Source organism: Streptomyces sp. NPDC091279 (assembly GCF_044757465.1).
Lineage (GTDB): Bacteria > Actinomycetota > Actinomycetes > Streptomycetales > Streptomycetaceae > Streptomyces.
This window is the reverse complement of sequence record NZ_JBIVVA010000003.1, coordinates 728,806-746,626: the sequence shown is the minus strand read 5'-3', so window position 1 is coordinate 746,626 and position 17,821 is coordinate 728,806. Positions and strand designations below refer to the sequence as shown.

The 17,821-nt window shown below is 70.9% G+C and carries 11 protein-coding genes and 1 riboswitch; of the genes, 5 read left to right on the top strand and 6 right to left on the bottom strand.

Translation table 11 applies throughout. The features are described from left to right. Positions 1–14: 14 nt before the first annotated feature. The 4 genes from cydD to hisC all read right to left on the bottom strand — a co-directional run bounded on the left by cydD (position 15) and on the right by hisC (position 7,669). On the bottom strand, positions 15–3,530 hold the full coding sequence (gene cydD, locus ACIQOU_RS10245; protein ID WP_401535723.1) for a thiol reductant ABC exporter subunit CydD: 3,516 nt from the start codon (positions 3,528–3,530) through the stop codon (positions 15–17). Positions 3,531–3,608: 78 nt separating this feature from the next. Continuing rightward, a complete protein-coding gene (gene cydB / locus ACIQOU_RS10240; RefSeq protein WP_401535721.1) occupies positions 3,609–4,616 on the bottom strand; it encodes a cytochrome d ubiquinol oxidase subunit II in 1,008 nt (335 codons plus the stop codon). An 18-nt stretch (positions 4,617–4,634) separates the two neighbouring features. Next, on the bottom strand, positions 4,635–6,143 hold the full coding sequence (locus ACIQOU_RS10235; protein ID WP_401535719.1) for a cytochrome ubiquinol oxidase subunit I: 1,509 nt from the start codon (positions 6,141–6,143) through the stop codon (positions 4,635–4,637). Between the two features lie 446 nt (positions 6,144–6,589). Continuing rightward, a complete protein-coding gene (gene hisC, locus ACIQOU_RS10230) occupies positions 6,590–7,669 on the bottom strand; it encodes a histidinol-phosphate transaminase (protein ID WP_401535717.1) in 1,080 nt (359 codons plus the stop codon). Positions 7,670–8,089: 420 nt separating this feature from the next. On the opposite strand from hisC, the gene ACIQOU_RS10225 reads away from it, so the two are divergent. The 4 genes from ACIQOU_RS10225 to ACIQOU_RS10210 all read left to right on the top strand — a co-directional run bounded on the left by ACIQOU_RS10225 (position 8,090) and on the right by ACIQOU_RS10210 (position 12,368). After that, positions 8,090–9,202 carry a LacI family DNA-binding transcriptional regulator gene (locus tag ACIQOU_RS10225; RefSeq protein ID WP_401535716.1) on the top strand — a complete coding sequence of 371 codons (1,113 nt, stop codon included), beginning with the start codon at positions 8,090–8,092 and terminating at the stop codon, positions 9,200–9,202. A gap of 219 nt (positions 9,203–9,421) precedes the next feature. Further along, positions 9,422–10,504 carry a metallophosphoesterase gene (locus ACIQOU_RS10220; protein WP_401535713.1) on the top strand — a complete coding sequence of 361 codons (1,083 nt, stop codon included), beginning with the start codon at positions 9,422–9,424 and terminating at the stop codon, positions 10,502–10,504. Positions 10,505–10,696: 192 nt separating this feature from the next. Further along, the gene (locus ACIQOU_RS10215) at positions 10,697–11,587 is read left to right on the top strand and encodes a hypothetical protein (RefSeq protein WP_401535711.1); all 891 of its coding nucleotides are present in this window, start codon (positions 10,697–10,699) and stop codon (positions 11,585–11,587) included. A gap of 157 nt (positions 11,588–11,744) precedes the next feature. Further along, a complete protein-coding gene (locus ACIQOU_RS10210) occupies positions 11,745–12,368 on the top strand; it encodes a hypothetical protein (RefSeq protein ID WP_401535709.1) in 624 nt (207 codons plus the stop codon). Positions 12,369–12,582: 214 nt separating this feature from the next. Here ACIQOU_RS10210 and thiC read toward each other — a convergent pair whose 3' ends face one another. After that, on the bottom strand, positions 12,583–14,385 hold the full coding sequence (gene thiC, locus ACIQOU_RS10205; RefSeq protein ID WP_401535708.1) for a phosphomethylpyrimidine synthase ThiC: 1,803 nt from the start codon (positions 14,383–14,385) through the stop codon (positions 12,583–12,585). Further along, positions 14,378–14,567: riboswitch (TPP riboswitch) on the bottom strand. Its footprint overlaps the gene before it by 8 nt. Before the next feature lie 659 nt (positions 14,568–15,226). On the opposite strand from thiC, the gene ACIQOU_RS10200 reads away from it, so the two are divergent. Next, positions 15,227–16,789, top strand: coding sequence for a YibE/F family protein (locus ACIQOU_RS10200; protein WP_401535707.1), 1,563 nt, complete (start codon positions 15,227–15,229; stop codon positions 16,787–16,789). A 560-nt stretch (positions 16,790–17,349) separates the two neighbouring features. On the opposite strand, the gene ACIQOU_RS10195 is transcribed toward ACIQOU_RS10200, so the two are convergent. Continuing rightward, the gene (locus ACIQOU_RS10195; RefSeq protein ID WP_401535705.1) at positions 17,350–17,787 is read right to left on the bottom strand and encodes an SsgA family sporulation/cell division regulator; all 438 of its coding nucleotides are present in this window, start codon (positions 17,785–17,787) and stop codon (positions 17,350–17,352) included. Between the last annotated feature and the right edge of the window lie 34 nt (positions 17,788–17,821).

The following is a 17,821-nucleotide window of genomic DNA, read 5'->3' as shown; positions in this document are numbered from 1 at the left end:
GGTGCGGCGGCCGGCTACCCGGCCGCCACCAGCAGATCGGCCGCCGCCTCCCGCTCCGCCATCCCCCGCAACGGCCCGTCGACGGCGGTCAGCTCCCGGTAGGTCCCGCGCTGCACGACCCGTCCCGCGTCCAGGACGACGACCTCGTCCACCGCGTCGAGTCCGGCCAGCCGGTGGGTGATGAGCAGGGTCGTGCGGCCCTCGGTCGCGGCCAGCAGGTCGGCGGTGAGGGCGTCGGCGGTCGGCAGGTCGAGGTGTTCGGCGGGCTCGTCGAGGACCAGCACGGGGAAGTCGGCGAGCAGCGCGCGGGCCAGCGCCAGCCGCTGCCGCTGGCCGCCCGACAGCCGTGCGCCGTGCTCGCCCACCAGGGTGTCGAGCCCGTCGGGCAGCCCGTCGGCCCAGTCGAGCAGCCGCGCCCGGCCGAGCGCGGAGCGCAGCTCCTCCTCAGTGGCGTCCTTCCTGGCGAGCAGCAGGTTCTCCCGCACCGAACTGTCGAAGAGGTGCGCGTCCTGCGCGCACAGCCCCACCAGCCGCCGCACGTCGTCCCCGTCGAGCCCGTACGCGTCCACCCCGGCCAGCGTGTAGGCGCCGCCGTCCGCGTCCAGGAACCGCAGCAGCGTCTGCGCCAGCGTCGTCTTGCCCGACCCGGACGCCCCGACGACGGCGACCCTGCGGCCCCGCACGAGGGTGAGGTCGACGCCCGCGAGCGCGTCCCGGTCCTGTCCCGCGTGCCGGGCAGTGAGCCCCTTGAGGACCACCGGGAACGGCGTGGCCGGTGCCTGCCGGGGCCGCTCGGGCTCCCGCACCGGCTCCGGCGCGTCCAGCACCTCGTGGACCCGCTCGGCGCTCCTGCGCACCCGCTGCCGGTACTGCACGGCGAGCGGCAACCCGAGCACGGCCTCGAAGGCGGCCAGCGGGGTGAGGACGACGACAGCCATGGCCACGCCGCCGAGCCGCCCGGCGCCGACCCCCTGGGCACCGGCGAGCGCGGTCCCGGCGACCGTCAGACCGCAGATCAGCGCGGTGAGTCCGTCCCCGAGCGCGGTGGCGGTGGCGGTGCGCGAGGCGATCCGGGTGAGCGTCCCGTCGGCCCGCCTGGCCTCGGCGTCACGGGCGGACAGGGCGCCGGCGACGGTGAGTTCGGCGGTGCCGGTGAGCAGATCGGTCACCCGGGTCGCAAGGAGACCCCGGGCGGGGGCCAGGCGCCGTTCGGCTCGGCGGGAGACGGTGGCGGTGAGCAGCGGGACGCCGACCCCGGCCGCCAGCAGGCCGACGGCGAGCACGGCACCGGCCTCGGGCAGCAGCCAGGCCGTGAAGCCGACGGAGGCGAGGGAGACGGCCAGTGCGGCGCCGGTCGGCAGCAGCCAGCGCAGCCAGTAGTCCTGGAGGGCGTCCACGTCGGCGACGAGCCGGGACAGCAGGTCGCCCCGGCGGGTGCGGCGCAGTCCGGCGGGCGCCAGCCGTTCCAGGCGCCGGTAGACGGCGACGCGGGTGTCGGCCAGCATCCGCAGCACAGCGTCGTGCGACACGACGCGCTCCGCGTACCGGAAGACGGCCCGCCCGATCCCGAAGGCCCGGGTCGCCGTCACGGCCACCATCAGATAGAGCACGGGCGGCTGCTGCGAGGCCCGCGAGATGAGCCACCCGGAGGTCGCCATCAGCCCGACGGCACTGCCGAGCGCGAGGCTCCCGAGCAGGAGCGCGAGGGCCAGCCGTCCGCGCCGGGGTCCGGACATGGCCCGCACCCGGGCGAGCACCCGGCGCCGCCCGCCGGTCCCCTCCGGGACCACCGCACCGGCCGCGTCGCCCGACCCCGCCTCGGGCACCCGCCCGACGACGTCCGACGACGGCATCTCCGCCGCGGGCCTCTCCGCACCCGGCGCCGACTCCCCCTCGACGACCGGTTCCGTCAGCCGGACCACCCGGTCGGCCACGCTCAGCAGGGCGGGCCGGTGGACGACCAGCAGCACCGCCCGACCCTCGGTCAGGCGCCGTACCGCTGCCACGATCTCCGCCTCGGTCGCGCCGTCCAGCGCCGCCGTCGGCTCGTCGAGCAGCAGCACGGGACGGTCGGCGAGGAACGCCCGTGCCAGCGCCAGCCGTTGCCGCTGCCCGGCGGACAGCCCAGCGCCGTCCTCACCGAGCACGGTCCGCACCCCGTCGGGCAGCGCGTCCACGAACTCCCGCGCCCCGGCGTCCGCGAGCGCCCGGCACAGGGCGCTGTCGTCGGCGTCGGGCCGGGCCAGCCGGACGTTCTCGGCGATGGTCCCGGCGAACAGGTGCGGCCGCTGCGGCACCCAGGCGATCCGCGACCGCCACTGCGCGAGGTCGACGTCGGCGAGGTCGGCCCCGCCGATCCGGACCCGCCCCCCGGTCGGCCGTACGAACCCCAGCACGGTGTTCAGCAGCGTCGACTTGCCCACGCCGCTCGGCCCGACCAGGGCGACCGTCTCCCCCGGCGCGACGGTGAACGACACGTCCGCGACGGCATCCCGGGACCGGCCCGGGTAGCGGACCGTGACGCCCTCGAAGGCCAGGGCACCCGAGGGCACAGGACCGGTGCCGGAGGCGGGGACCGGTGTCTCCAGGACGGCGAAGATCTCCTCGGCCGCGGCCAGCCCCTCGGCCGCCGCGTGGTACTGCGCGCCCACCTGCCGCAGCGGCAGATACGCCTCGGGCGCCAGGACGAGGACGACCAGGCCGATGTACAGGTCCATGTCGCCGTGGACAAGCCGCATGCCGATCGTGACGGCGACCAGCGCCACCGACAGCGTCGCGAGCAGTTCCAGGGCGAAGGAGGAGATGAAGGCGATCCGCAGGGTGCGCATCGTGGCCTGGCGGTACTCGCCGGTGATGTGCCGGATCGACTCGGCCTGCGCCTTGGCCCGCCCGAACACCTTCAGCGTGGGCAGTCCGGCGACGACGTCCAGGAAGTGCCCGGAGAGCCGGGACAGCAGCCGCCACTGACGGTCCATCCGGGACTGGGTGGCCCAGCCGATCAGCATCATGAAGACGGGGATGAGGGGCAGGGTGCCCACGATGATCGCGGCGGAGACCCAGTCCTCGGTGACGATCCTCGCCAGCACCGCGACCGGCACCACCACTGCCAGCCCCAACTGCGGCAGATAGCGCGAGAAGTAGTCGTCCAGGGCGTCGATCCCCCGGGTGGCGAGGGCGACGAGGGACCCGGTGCGCTGCCCGCTCAGCCAGCCGGGACCCAGGGCGCCCGCCCGTTCAAGGAGCCGCCCCCGCAGCTCGGACTTGACCGCGGCGCTGGCCCGGTGGGCGGCGAGTTCGGTGAGCCAGGAGACCAGCCCGCGGCCGCCCGCGACGGCCACCAACAGCAGCAGGGGAGTGCGGAGTTCACCGACGGACAGCCCGTGCCGGAAGGCGCCGACCACCACTTCGGCGATGAGCATCGCCTGCGCGATGACCAGCCCGGCCCCGACGGCTCCCAGGGCGACCACGGCCACCAGGAACCGGCGGGTCGCACGGGCGTGACGCAGCAGACGCGGATCGATCGGTTTCACGTGAAACATGCCCTTCGGTCCGAGCGGGGTGTTTCACGTGAAACATGACGCGGCACGTGAAACACCCCGCTGCCAGACTCAGTGCGCGGCTTCGGCGGCGATGTGCTGTGTGCCGATCCGCTTGCGGAACACCCAGTAGGTCCAGCCCTGGTAGAGCATGACGATCGGCGTGGCGATCGCCGCGCACCAGGTCATGATCTTCAGGGTGTACGGGCTCGACGAGGCGTTGGTGACCGTGAGGCTCCAGCCCGGGTCGAGCGACGAGGGCATGACGTTCGGAAAGAGCGTCAGGAACCACATCGCCACCATCGCCACGATGGTGATGCCGGACAGCGCGAACGACCAGCCTTCCCGGCCGACCTGATTGGCCGCCAGCGCGACGACCAGCGCCGCCACGGCCACCACGAGGGCGACCAGGCTCGCGCCGTCCCCGCCGTCGGCCTGCGTCCAGGCCAGGAAGGCCAGGACCAGCAGGGTGGCGGCGAGGCCGACCTTGAGGGCCAGCTTCCGGGCGCGGGCCCGGATGTCGCCGACCGTCTTGAGGGCCGAGAACACCGTGCCGTGGAAGGTGAACAGCGTCAGCGTCACCAGGCCGCCCAGCAGGGCGTAGGGGGTGAAGAGGTCCCCGACCGTGCCGACGTAGTCGAAGTTCCGGTCGATCTTCACGCCCCGGACGATGTTGGCGAAGGCCACGCCCCACAGGAACGCGGGAATCAGGGAGGTCCAGAAGATCGCGGTCTCCCAGTTGCGCTGCCAGTTCTCCTCCGGCCGCTTGGCCCGGTACTCGAAGGCGACACCGCGCACGATCAGACAGACCAGGATGACCAGGAACGGCAGGTAGAAGCCGGAGAAGAGGGTGGCGTACCACTCCGGGAAGGCGGCGAAGGTCGCACCCGCCGCCGTGAGCAGCCACACCTCGTTGCCGTCCCAGACCGGGCCGATCGTGTTGATCAGCACCCGCTTCTCCAGCCGGTCACGGGCCAGCAGCTTGGTGAGGACGCCGACCCCGAAGTCGAACCCCTCCAGGAAGAAGTAGCCGGTCCACAGGACGGCGATGAGGACGAACCAGACGTCGTGAAGTTCCATGACTTGAGCTCCCTGGGCCTAGTAGGAGAAGGCCATCGGCTTGTCGGCGTCCCGGGAGTCGCCGCCGATCTTCGTGGGCGGGTTGAGGTCGGCCTCGGTGAGCTCGGGCGGGCCGGCCTTGACGTACTTCACGAGCAGCTTCACCTCGACGACGGCGAGGATGGCGTAGAGCGTGGTGAAGACGATCATCGAGGTGAGGATCTCCCACTGGGAGACCCCGGGGGAGACCGCGTGCCGGGTCTCCAGGACGCCGTAGACGACCCAGGGCTGGCGGCCCATCTCGGTGAAGATCCAGCCCCAGGAGTTGGCGATCAGCGGGAAGCCCAGGGTCCAGATGGCGACGAGCCAGTAGAGCCGGGAGAGCTTCGGGCCGAGGGCCTTCTTGCGGAACAGCACCAGGTGCGGGATCTCGTCCTCGCCGACCCGCAGATGCTGGGGCAGCAGGAACTTCTTGCGGGTCAGCCAGAGTCCGGCCGCCCCGATGGCGAAGGACGCCATCCCGAAGCCGATCATCCAGCGGAACGCCCAGAAGGTGACGGGGATGATGGGCCGGTAGTCGCCGGGTCCGTACGTGGCCTGTTCTGCCTTGTTGGTGTCGTTGATGCCGGGGACGTAGGAGCTGAAGTCGTCGTTGGCGAGGAACGACAGTATCCCCGGGACGGACAGCTCGACGGTGTTGTGCCCCTTGCTGACGTCTCCGTAGGCGAAGATCGAGAACGGCGCGGAGTCCTGGCCGTCCCACAGGGCCTCGGCGGCGGCCATCTTCATCGGCTGCTGCTTGAACATGACCTTGCCGAGAGTGTCCCCGCTGACGGCGGTGAGCAGTCCGGCGACGGTGACGGTGACCAGGCCCAGGCGCAGCGAGGTCTTCATCACCCGCACGTGCTTCTTGCGGAACAGGTGCAGGGCGGCGATGCCGACCATGAACGCCCCGCCGGTCAGGAACGACGCGGTGAGCGTGTGGAAGGCCTGGGCGAGCGCGGTGTTCTGGGTCAGGACCTGCCAGAAGTCGGTGAGTTCGGCGCGGCCCTTGGCCTTGTTGATCCGGTAGCCGACGGGGTGCTGCATCCAGGAGTTGGCCGCCAGGATGAAGTACGCCGACAGGATCGTGCCGATCGAGACCATCCAGATGCAGGCCAGGTGGATCTTCTTGGGCAGCTTGTCCCAGCCGAAGATCCACAGCCCGATGAAGGTGGACTCGAAGAAGAAGGCGATGAGCGCCTCGAAGGCGAGCGGGGCGCCGAAGATGTCGCCGACGAAGCGCGAGTAGTCGGACCAGTTCATGCCGAACTGGAACTCCTGCACGATGCCGGTGACCACCCCCATCGCGATGTTGATCAGGAAGAGCTTCCCCCAGAACTTGGTGGCCCGGAGGTACTTCTCGTTCTCCGTGCGCACCCATGCGGTCTGCAATCCGGCCGTGAGGGCGGCGAGCGAGATCGTCAGGGGGACGAACAGGAAGTGGTAGACGGTGGTGATGCCGAACTGCCAACGCGCCAAAGTCTCCGGCGCCAGGGCCAATTCCACGTCGTCAGTCTCCTTACGTCGCCGTGGTACAGCGGCAGTTTGCCCGTTCTGTTACACACATCACAGGAGCAACCGGGACACGCTTGTGAACGCGTTCACATTCACAAGCCATTATGACCTACCGATTTTCGCCACCCATCAGGGGGGTCCCCCCAAGACGTGTTCCAGCCACCTCGGCGCCGCCCTCCCCCGCACCACCCGACGGCACCCGCCCCACCGGCGCCCTGGTTCCACGTGAAACCACCGCCGGGGCAACCCGCCGACACCGCCCAGGAGTCAGTTCACCGCCCCCGGACACACCAAGTCCCCCCGAGGAACGAACCCGGGGGGACTGAGCCTGAGAGGTGAACCGGGGAGCCGAACCCCGGGAGGCCTCAGAGGGCGTGCACCGGGGAGCCTGAGCCCGTCCGAGAGGACTTGGGTGCCGGAGAGCCGCCCCGGCCGGGCTACGCCTCCTGACGGAAGCTCTCCGCCGCCTTCAGGAAGATGTCGTTCGCCTCGGTCTCCCCGATCGTCACCCGCACACCCTCACCGGCGAACGGCCGCACCACCACCCCGTGCCGCTCGCACAGCTCCGCGAACGCGGCCGTGCGCTCCCCCAGCCGCAGCCACACGAAGTTGGCCTGCGTCTCGGGCACCGTCCAGCCCTGGGCCCGCAGTCCGTCGGCCACCCGGGCCCGCTCGCCCACCAGCGAGCCGACCCGGCCCAGCAGGGCGTCCTCGGCCCGCAGCGAGGCGATCGCGGCCTCCTGGGCGAGCTGACTCACGCCGAAGGGCACCGCGGTCTTGCGCAGCGCCGCCGCCACCGGCTCATGGGCGATCGCGAAGCCGACCCGCAGCCCGGCGAGGCCGTACGCCTTGGAGAAGGTGCGCAGGACACAGACGTTGGGCCGGTCCCGGTACAGCTCCACGCCGTCCGGCACCTCGGCGTCCCGGACGAACTCCCGGTACGCCTCGTCCAGCACGACCAGCACATCGCCGGGCACCCGGTCGAGGAACCGTTCCAACTCGGCCCGGCGCACCACCGTGCCGGTCGGGTTGTTGGGGTTGCAGACGAAGATCAGCCGGGTCCGCTCGGTGATCGCGTCGGCCATCGCGTCCAGGTCGTGCGCCTCGTCGGGCGTGAGCGGCACCCGCACCGACGTCGCGCCGCTGACCTGCGTGATGATCGGGTACGCCTCGAAGGACCGCCAGGCGTAGACGACCTCGTCGCCGGGGCCCGAGGTGGCCTGCACCAACTGCTGGGCGACGCCGACCGAGCCGGTGCCGGTGGCCAGGTGGGTGACGGGCACGCCGAACCGGTCGGCCAACTCGTTCAGCAGGCCCGTGCAGGCGAGGTCCGGGTAGCGGTTGAACGACGAGGCCGCCGCCGTCACGCTCTCCAGCACGCCGGGCAGCGGCGGATAGGGGTTCTCGTTGGAGGACAGCTTGTAGGCCACGGGGCCGTCGGCCGCCGCGGGCCGGCCCGGCTTGTAGGTGGGAATCCCCTCCAGCTCGGCGCGCAGCTTGGGGCTCGTCTCGCTCACCGCAGTCCTCCTCGCGACCACCGGCGGGCGGATGTCAGGACCGCCGGGTACCAATGCTCCTCACCCTATGAGGATTCGGCGTTCCCGAGTACCGCCGGGCACCGACCTCGCCCGTCCCACCGGCATCACGGGCATCGCCGCACGAAGAGGCACGAAACGAGGGGCGCGTACACATATATCTATGCGCCGGTGGCACGCGCCGTGGCGCGCATCACCCGTGCAGGTGAGTTGAGACCTCTTCGAAACATCAGGGGCTTGGCAGGCTCATGCGTGTCGACAAGTCACGTAGCATCATTTCATCGTCCAACTGGCTTTGTTTCAAAGGTAGTTGGCAGCTAATGACCATGCAGAAACGTGCCTGTCAACGCGTGCATATGCGTCCGCCCTACCCGGCCGCATGAGCCCTACTATCGGCTCGCCATGACAGCAGCAGGGAAGCACCAGGTGAGCCGCGCGGAAACTTCACGTCGAGGCAGCCGGCCAGGTCGGGCGGGTATCAGGGACGTCGCCGCCGCCGCCGGAGTCTCCATCACGACCGTCTCCGATGCCCTGAACGGCAAGGGCCGGCTCCCGGACGCCACCCGACGCCATGTCCGCGAGGTCGCCGAACGGCTGGGCTACCGCCCGTCCGCGGCCGCCCGCACACTGCGCACGGGCAAGTCCGGGCTGATCGGCCTGACCGTCACGACCTATGGGGATGAACCTTTCACCTTCACCGAGTTCGCGTACTTCGCCGAGATGGCACGCGCCGCGACCTCGGCCGCCCTGGCCCGCGGTTACGCGCTGGTCATCCTCCCGGCGACCTCACGTCACGACGTGTGGTCGAACGTCGCCCTGGACGGCACGGTCGTCATCGACCCCTCCGACCAGGACCCCGTCGTCAGTGAGCTGGTCAGACAGGGGTTACCCGTGGTCTCCGACGGGCGCCCGGCCGGGACGCTCCCGGTGACCGCCTGGGTCGACAACGACCACGAGGCCGCCGTTCTCGGCATCCTCGACCACCTGGCCGACGCCGGCGCCCGCCGTATCGGCCTGCTGACCGGGAACACCACGGACACGTACACCCACCTGTCGACCACGGCGTACCTGCGCTGGTGCGAACGCGTGGGCCAGGACCCCGTCTACGAGTCCTACCCGGCCCACGACCCGTGTGCGGGCGCGGTGGCCGCCGACCGGCTGCTGGCCCGCCCGGACCGTCCGGACGCCGTCTACGGGCTGTTCGACCCCAACGGCACCGATCTCCTCGCCGCCGCCCGGCGCTACGGTCTGCGCGTACCGGAGGACCTGCTTCTGGTGTGTTGCAGCGAATCCACCGTGTACGCCGCCACCGAGCCGCCGATCACCACGCTCTCCCTCAAGCCGCGCCGCATCGGCACCGCGGTGGTGCAGCTCCTCATCGACGCCATCGAGGGGGTCGATTCGGACCAGCCGGTCGAGCAGGTGATACCGACCGAACTGATCGTGCGCACGTCGTCGCAGCGGCGTCCGCCGCGCACCACCGTCAGCCCGCCGCGCCAGCCCGAGGACACCTAGCGGCAGCGGCCGAGGGCGGGCGGCGATGATCGACGGACGGTCGAAGCCGGGCCCAATCGGGGCGAAAGCCGCACTGAAGTGGACTCTCGCTCCGATTCACCACCCCTGGGTCATCACATGGCGCGATCGGCATTCCTATGATGGGCGCACGACACCGCGGGCCGCTGCGACCAGGCAGTCCGAAGCGGTGCAGACGCGGCGTGATGGTGGAGGGGTCTGATGACTCAGGGGGCCGGTCAGGGACCCGAGGTGGAGCGGACGGCGACGTTGCGCGACTTCCGGGTGCCTGCGTACGTCCACGAGACCGGTCCGTACGACCCGAGCACGCATCCCGGGAACGCCGTTCCGGCGCACGAGGAGGCCTTCCCGGAGGGGTACACGCCCACCGAGCGGGATCTGCCCGTCATCCGCCGGGGGGACACCCTTCAGCTGCCCGTCGACCCGGCCACGCTGCCGGCGCCGCAGCCCGTCCCGCACGACGGCACGGGCCCGCTGTACGTCGTCGGTGACGTCCACGGCTATCTCGACGAACTGCTCGCCGCGCTCCGGGAGAAGGGCCTCGTCGACGACGAGGGCCGGTGGTGCGCGGGCAACGCCCGGCTCTGGTTCCTCGGCGACTTCACCGACCGCGGCCCGGACGGCATCGGCGTCATCGACCTGGTGATGCGGCTGTCCGCCGAGTCGGCGGCGGCCGGCGGCTACTGCAAGGCGCTGATGGGCAACCACGAGCTGCTGCTGCTCGGCGCCAAGCGGTTCGGCGACACCCCCGTCAACTCCGGCGCGGGCACCGCCACCTTCCAGGCGGGCTGGCTGCTCAACGGCGGCCAGAAGACCGACATGGACCGGCTTCAGGACCATCATCTGCAATGGATGGCCCGGCTGGACGCCGTCGAGGAGGTCGACGGCTTCCTCCTCGTCCACTCCGACACCACCGCCTATCTCGACTACGGCGACTCGATCGAGGCGGTCAACGACACCGTCCGCGAAACCCTCACCCGCAACAACGCGGACGAGTGCTGGGATCTGTTCCGCAAGTTCACCAAGCGCTTCTCCTTCCGCGACGAGGGCGGCGCGGACGCCGTCCGTTCGCTGTTGGATACGTACGGCGGCACGCGCATCGTTCACGGGCACAGCCCGATTCCGTATCTGTTGGGCGAAGTGGGCTCCGAGGACGACGAGGACGATTCGGGACCCGTGGTCGACGGACCGCACGTCTACGCCGACGGGCTGGCCATCGCGATGGACGGCGGCGTGACCATGGCCGGAAAACTGCTGGTCCAGCAATTGCCTCTGGAAGACTGAGCATCACCCGGAAGGCCGATCCATGCGCTGAGGCCGCGCGGGACAGCGCAGGCCAGAGGCCAATTTACGTAAACCCTCTGTCACCCTGTGGTGTCACCGCTCTACCATCGGCTTATCCGTAGCAGGCTCCCCTCCGTTTCTGCCCGACGGCTCGTTGGCATGCGAGCCCCAAGCCCTACGGAGCATCGGGGGATGCACATGAACAGCGTTCCGCAGTACCTGCTGAACGAGGACCGCCAGGAGTACGACCGCCTCCTCGACGAGGCGCTGCGCTCCGCACCGCACCGCCCGGAACTGGCCGCTGTCGGTCAGCGTCTCAACCCCGAACAACTGCGCACTCTGGCCCTCAACGCCACCGCGTTCATCACGGCGGCCGCGGCGACCGAGTACCAGCACTATGTGAAGGCCCGCGAGGAACTGCGTCAACCGGCGTCGGCCACCTCGTCGTCCGTCCATGAGTCCGACCCCTCGGAGCCGGGCGCGGGCACGATGGGCCTCGCCACCGGCATCGACGGGGCCGCCGAGACGGCCGGGGCGGGCGCCGTCGCGGTCGTCGCCGTGCTCGCTCCGGTCCTCGCCGGAACGGCCGCGGCGATATTCCTCCTCGTCGGCTACATACTCAGGATGCTCAGCCCCGAACTGGCTTTCGCCCAGACGATGTTGACCGCCGGCTGGGTGTTCGGCGCCGTAACGGCGGCGGCGATCCTGGTGGCCGCGATCGGACTGCTGGTCACCGCACTGCGCAACCGGCCCTCCCCGGAGGCCACCGAGTACGACGAGTTGACCAAAGAGGTGGACCGGGCCCGGGAGGCCTGGCGCAGCGCCCTGCTGGAACGCGGTTTCCTGCCGTTCCTGCGGGAGTCCCTCGCCGACCCCGAGACCGCCGCGACCCTGCGCGAGCCGACCACCCCGGCACCACCGTCGACGCCGTCGGCACGGGCCGGCCGGATACCGCAACTCGGCTACGGGCGGCCCGGTTTCAGCAGCCCGGACGACAGCTCGGGTACCGGCCACCGGCCGCGCTTCTCCAGCCCGGACTATTCCAGCCCGGACTTCGGGGGCCCGGAGAACAAGCCGGAGTGACCCGGGGCTCGCGCCCTCCCCTGCGGCCGGGAAGGCCCGGTGGGAGAGCGCAGGCCGTGGGTCGCCCGGGCACCGGCCCGGTGCTGTCCGACGGCGCCACCTCATGTGGACCTCAGAAAACAGATCCTCGCCTGGAACGGCATGCGATCACCCCATAGTGTCCCGATATCCGGCATCCGACCCCCGATCAGGAGCGGTCGACGAGGAGGGGGAGCCATGGACGCGGAGGCACGCCGAACGAGCGTCGCGACCACAGCGGTGGACGCGGCAGGGCCGCCCTCGACGACCGTGCCGCACAACGGACTCCTCTCCTGACGTACCGGCCGCTGCGGGTCCTCGGCATCGCGCCGGCACCGGTACTGCCCCTCACCGCCTGCACCTCACAGGCCGCCTCCTCCGACGGCACCGCCCCCTCGCCACCCGGCCGAGCGGCCAGGCCACGCAGAAGAAGCAGCTCACCTCCCAGGTCGAAACGGCACTCGGCCTCACCACCGGCGCCCACAGCGGCTCCTTCGTCGAGTCCGGGGTCGAGCGGGTCTCCGAGGGAATCCACACCCGCCCCGAACTCACCGACGGCGCCTACCGGTTGAGCCTGGTGTGCGCGGGCGGCGGAGCCGCGACAACGGTGATCACGGCGCCCGGCACCCCCACCACGAAGCGGCTCCCCTGCGACCAGTCCCTGGACTCCGAGCACCTGACCGGCGGACGCTCGTTCCGGATCGACGTCGTCGGCGCACCCGGCGCGACCGGCATGGCCGCCTGGCGCATCGACCGAACCTGAGCCGAACCGGACATCAACTACCGCACCGGACGGGGCAGTTCGAGCCGCGATCACCCCGTGCCCCGGGACCAGGCCGTTCCCGCCGGAACCACCCCACCACCCCACGTGCAGCGGGCAGACCGTGCCAGGAACGCCCCAACGCCCCCGGCACGATGCACCCCGGCACCGGCACGACCTCCCCGTCAGGGAAGGGCGTTGCCGGAGCATCGACGGCTCACTCGGCGATCGGCAGGTACACGCGGCTCCCGCTCGCCGCGAACTCCTTCGACTTCTGAGCCATTCCGTCCTCGATCTCCGCCCGACTCCCGCCGTGCTTGCGGCGAATGTCCTGGGAGATCTTCATCGAGCAGAACTTCGGCCCGCACATCGAGCAGAAGTGGGCGGTCTTGGCGGGCTCCGCCGGGAGCGTCTCGTCGTGGAACTCGCGTGCCGTGTCCGGATCGAGGGCCAGATGGAACTGGTCCTCCCAGCGGAACTCGAACCGGGCGTCCGACAGCGCGTCGTCCCACTCCTGCGCACCCGGGTGGCCCTTGGCGAGGTCGGCGGCGTGAGCGGCGATCTTGTAGGTGATGACACCGGTCTTGACGTCGTCCCGGTCGGGCAGGCCCAGATGCTCCTTGGGCGTGACGTAGCAGAGCATCGCCGTGCCCCACCAGGCGATCATCGCGGCACCGATGCCGGAGGTGATGTGGTCGTACGCCGGCGCGACGTCGGTGGTCAGCGGGCCGAGCGTATAGAACGGAGCTTCATCACAGATCTCCTGCTGAAGGTCGATGTTCTCCTTGATCTTGTGCATCGGGACATGGCCCGGGCCCTCGATCATCGTCTGTACATGGAAACGCTTCGCGATCCGGTTGAGTTCCCCGAGCGTGCGCAATTCCGCGAACTGCGCCTCGTCGTTGGCGTCCGCGATCGAGCCGGGCCGCAGACCGTCGCCGAGCGAGTAGGTGACGTCGTAGGCGGCGAGGATCTCGCAGAGTTCCTCGAAGTTCTCGTACAGGAACGATTCTTTGTGGTGCGCGAGGCACCACGCGGCCATGATCGAGCCGCCGCGCGAGACGATGCCGGTCTTGCGGTTCGCGGTGAGCGGCACGTACGGCAGGCGCACACCGGCGTGGACGGTCATGTAGTCCACGCCCTGTTCGGCCTGTTCGACGACCGTGTCCTTGTAGATCTCCCAGGTCAGCTCCTCGGCCCGGCCGTCGACCTTCTCCAGCGCCTGATACAGCGGCACCGTGCCGATGGGGACGGGGGAGTTGCGCAGCACCCACTCGCGGGTGGTGTGGATATTGCGGCCGGTGGACAGGTCCATGACCGTGTCGGCGCCCCACAGCGTCGCCCAGGTCATCTTCTCCACCTCCTCCTCGATGGAGGACGTCACCGCGGAGTTGCCGATGTTGGCGTTGACCTTCACCAGGAACCGCTTGCCGATGATCATCGGCTCGATCTCCGGGTGGTTGACGTTGGCCGGCAGGACCGCGCGACCCGCCGCGATCTCCTCGCGGACCACCTCGGGCGAGACGTTCTCCCGCAGGGCCACGTACTCCATCTCCGGGGTGACCTCGCCCTGGCGCGCGTACGCGAGTTGGGTGACCGCGCGTCCGTCCCGGCTGCGGCGCGGCTGGCGCGGCCGGCCCGGGAAGACCGCGTCGAGGTTGCGCAGGCCACCCCGGGGCGCGGTGTGCTTGATCCCGTCGTCCTCGGGGCGGACGGGACGGCCCGGGTACTCGGCGGTGTCGCCGCGGGCGACGATCCAGTTCTCCCGCAGCGGGGAGAGCCCCCTGCGGACGTCGGTGTCGATGGTGGGGTCGGTGTACGGGCCCGAGGTGTCGTACAGGGTGACCGACTGCCCGTTGGTGAGATGCACCTGACGGACCGGCACCCGAAGGTCGGAGCGCGAGCCCTCGACGTATCCCTTGTGCCAGCCGATGGACTTCCCGGTCTCCTGGGACGGCTGACCCGAGGCGGGCTGTTCGTCCTGGCTGGAGGCAGGCGTGCGTGCGTCCTTGATGGTCATGAGACCTACTCCCTACGCCGGCATTACCCGGTAACAGGTTCAGCGGTCGACGCAGCGGCTTCCGTCTGCCGACGCTTCGTGTGGAACATCACTCGGCTTGAGTGATGTTCCACGTGAAACATCGCTGGGACGGAGGTCAGCGCCCTCTCAGCCCGGTGCTCCGAGCTCCCGCGTGTACAAAGGTGCCTCCACGCTAGCGCCAATTCGGGCGCGGTGAACAGGGGGCCTCTGCCGTTCTTGCGATGATCTGGCGGTGACCACGACACCTCAGTCCCCATACCCCCCGCCCGAGCCGCCGCACGGGCACGACCGGGGCGGGCCTGGGCAAGGACCGGGTCGTGGCGGCCAGCCCGGGCAGGGTCCCGGCGGACAGGGACAACGCCCGGACGGCCCCGGACAGCGCCCTGTTGGACAGGGCCAGAGTCCCGGCGCCCCCGGGCAGGCGAGGCATCCTGGCGGTCCCGGGCAGGGGCAGCGCCCCGGCGCGCAGGGGGCGGGACCTGGTGGGCAGGGCCATGGACCTGAGCCCGGTCACCCCGCTCGCCCCGGTCACCCCGGCCGCAACGGTGCTCCCGGCACCGGAGCGGGGGGCGGCAACGGACCCGGCAGCGGGCAGCGGCCCCCGGAACACGCCCAGAGGCCCGGCCCCGGAGGCGTCCACGGGCCGGGGCCTGGCCTAGGACCAGGCGGCCCCCAGAGGCCGGTCGGCGGGTATCGATCGGTCGGCCCCCAGGGACCGGGTGGCGGACGTGGACCGGACGGCCCCCAAGGACCAGGCGGTGGGCAGGGCGCAGGTGGCTCCCCGGGGACGGATGACGGGTACGGCCCGCACAGTTCCCAGATGCCGGGTGGCGAGCGCGGCCCTGGCGGTCCCCAGACACCGGGCAGCGGCTACGACCCAACTGGTGCGCACGGACCGGGCGGTGGCCTTCGACCGGACAACGGACACGGACCGGACGGCGACCACGGATCGCACAGTGGCCACGGTCCCGGCGGCGGCAGCGGTGGCGGCGGGCACTCGCACGGACACAGTCACAGCCACGGTCCTGCGGCCCCCGTCTCCAAGCACCTGCGCAAGGTGATCGCCGCCGTCCTCATCCCGTTCGCCGCCGCCGTGGTCGTCGGCCTCGCGGTGCTGTGGCCCGGTGGCGCCCCGCCGCACCAGCGCACCGGCGTCGGTTTCGACCGGCAGAGCCAGCAGGCGACGGTCACTCAGGTCGTGACGCTCAGCTGCAAGTCGGTCAACGCGTCGTCCGGGTCCTCCACCGGCGACACCTCCACCACGGCGGGCTCCTCCGGCGAGCAACAGGAGGACGGCGACTGCAAGAAGGCGACGATCCGCGTCGACACCGGCAAGGACAAGGGCCGGACGTTCACCGAGATCGTGCAGCCGGACCAGACACGGCAGTTGCACCAGGGCGAGAAGGTCGTCGTCGCCTACGAGCCCTCGGCGCCCAAGGACCTCCAGTACTCGGTGACCGACGTCAACCGTCGGCTTCCGATGGCCGTGCTCGCCGGCATCTTCGCGCTCGCCGTCGTGGTGGTGGGCCGCATCCGGGGCGTCATGGCGCTGGTCGCGCTGGCCATCAGCTTCCTGATCCTCAACTTCTTCATCCTCCCCGCGATCCTCCAGGGCTCGAACCCGCTGATCGTGGCGGTGGTCGGGGCGAGCGCCATCATGCTGATCGCCCTGTACATGTGTCACGGCCTCTCGGCACGCACCTCGGTGGCGGTGCTCGGCACGCTGATCTCCCTGATCCTGATCGGCGTCCTCGGCTCGATGTTCATCGGCTGGGCCGCGCTCACCGGCAACACGGACGACAACACCGGCCTCATCCACGGCCTGTACCCGCACATCGACATGAGCGGTCTGCTCCTCGCGGGCGTGATCATCGGCTCGCTCGGTGTCCTCGACGACGTGACCGTCACCCAGACCTCGGCCGTCTGGGAACTGCACGAGGCCAACCCCTCGATGGGCTGGCGCGGGCTGTACCGGGCGGGCATCCGCATCGGCCGCGACCACATCGCGTCCGTCGTCAACACCCTCGTCCTCGCCTACGCGGGCGCCGCGCTGCCGCTGCTGCTGCTCTTCTCCATCGCGCAGAGCAGCGTGGGCACGGTCGCCAACAGCGAGTTGGTGGCCGAGGAGATCGTGCGGACGCTGGTCGGCTCGATCGGCCTGGTCGCCTCGGTGCCGGTGACGACGGCCCTGGCCGCCCTGGTGGTCTCGGCAGACCGGACGGGCCAGGCAACGCCCGTGAGCACGAGCGGGGGTCCAGGCACCGGGAACGGCGCGGGCGGGGCCCCGGCGTTCGGGGCCGGCGCGGGCACGGCTGCGGCGACGTCCAACGGCGACACGGCCCCGCAGCAACGCACGGGACGGGGCCGACGCCGGAAGCGGTGAGGGGTCGGCGGCCGAGGAGCGAACGCCGGTGCGGTGGTCGCCAGTTACCGGCCGACGTCGCGAGCGGCGCCCAGGGCCGGTCTCGTGACCGACGCCGTGGCGGCTGCCAGCGGCCGCCGGCAGCGACCGGTGACACCAGCCGACGTCACCCGTCCGCCCAAGGCCCGCCCACATCTCCGTCCGCCCGCAGTGCACCGGCCCGCGTCTCTCCGTCCGACGGCCTCCGCCTCCGACGCCCGATTACGCGGGCCCGCGTCTGAGGCGAGGCGGGCTCGGCTGAGGCAGGCTCGGCGTCACCGCTCACGCACCCGTCCACACAGGCTCACGTCTGAGGCGCCGCGGACCCGGTGTCCCCGTTCGCCCGCTCACGCACCCGTCCACGCGGCCCTGCGAGCCCCGTTCACGCGGCCCTGCGGACCTGTGGCCCTTCCGCAGCTCTCCTGCGCCACCGCGATGCACGCGCCCCGCAGAAGCGTTACTGCATAGCCCTGGCTCCCAGGAAAGCCCACTGGACCCACCACCGCTCGCCCGCACCGGCCTCGCGCCCCGCCCCGCGCCCGTCATCCCGCGCTCTGCTCCTCCGCCAGAATCCGGTCCAACGCCTCCTCCAGGTGGGCGTCGAAGTCGGCGAGCGCGCCCTCCTGACCGAGCGGGACCAACTTGTCGGTGCGGTCGAGGAACGCGATGACCGGCGCCGTCGAGGAACGGAACAGCGCCTGGTCCCCGCCGACCTGAAGGCGGATCAGGACCTCGCTCAGGGAGTCGCCGTCGGCGGGTTCGACCCGCACATCGCCCTCTCCGCACGGTCGGCCCACTCCGTCGATCAGCAGTTCCCGACCGAACGTCCAGGTCACCGGAGCATCGCCCGGCAGGTGGAAGGTAAGCCGCACCGCATAGGGATCACCACTCTCGTAACGCAGTTCGACCGGGATGCGGAAGGAGAGCTCCTCGGAGACGAGAAAGCTCATCATGACTTCTGCCTGTACGGACTCGCGCATCGCCTACCCCGTCGTTTAAAGCCGGTTGGCTGGG

Bases quoted from the DNA above. Each gene is read 5' to 3' on its own strand.
- cydB (WP_401535721.1), bottom strand. From the start codon at position 4,616: ATGGAACTTCACGACGTCTGGTTCGTCCTCATCGCCGTCCTGTGGACC.
- ACIQOU_RS10225 (WP_401535716.1), top strand. From the start codon at position 8,090: ATGACAGCAGCAGGGAAGCACCAGGTGAGCCGCGCGGAAACTTCACGT.
- ACIQOU_RS10220 (WP_401535713.1), top strand. From the start codon at position 9,422: ATGACTCAGGGGGCCGGTCAGGGACCCGAGGTGGAGCGGACGGCGACG.
- ACIQOU_RS10215 (WP_401535711.1), top strand. From the start codon at position 10,697: ATGCACATGAACAGCGTTCCGCAGTACCTGCTGAACGAGGACCGCCAG.
- thiC (WP_401535708.1), bottom strand. From the start codon at position 14,385: ATGACCATCAAGGACGCACGCACGCCTGCCTCCAGCCAGGACGAACAG.
- ACIQOU_RS10200 (WP_401535707.1), top strand. From the start codon at position 15,227: ATGCCGGGTGGCGAGCGCGGCCCTGGCGGTCCCCAGACACCGGGCAGC.
- ACIQOU_RS10195 (WP_401535705.1), bottom strand. From the start codon at position 17,787: ATGCGCGAGTCCGTACAGGCAGAAGTCATGATGAGCTTTCTCGTCTCC.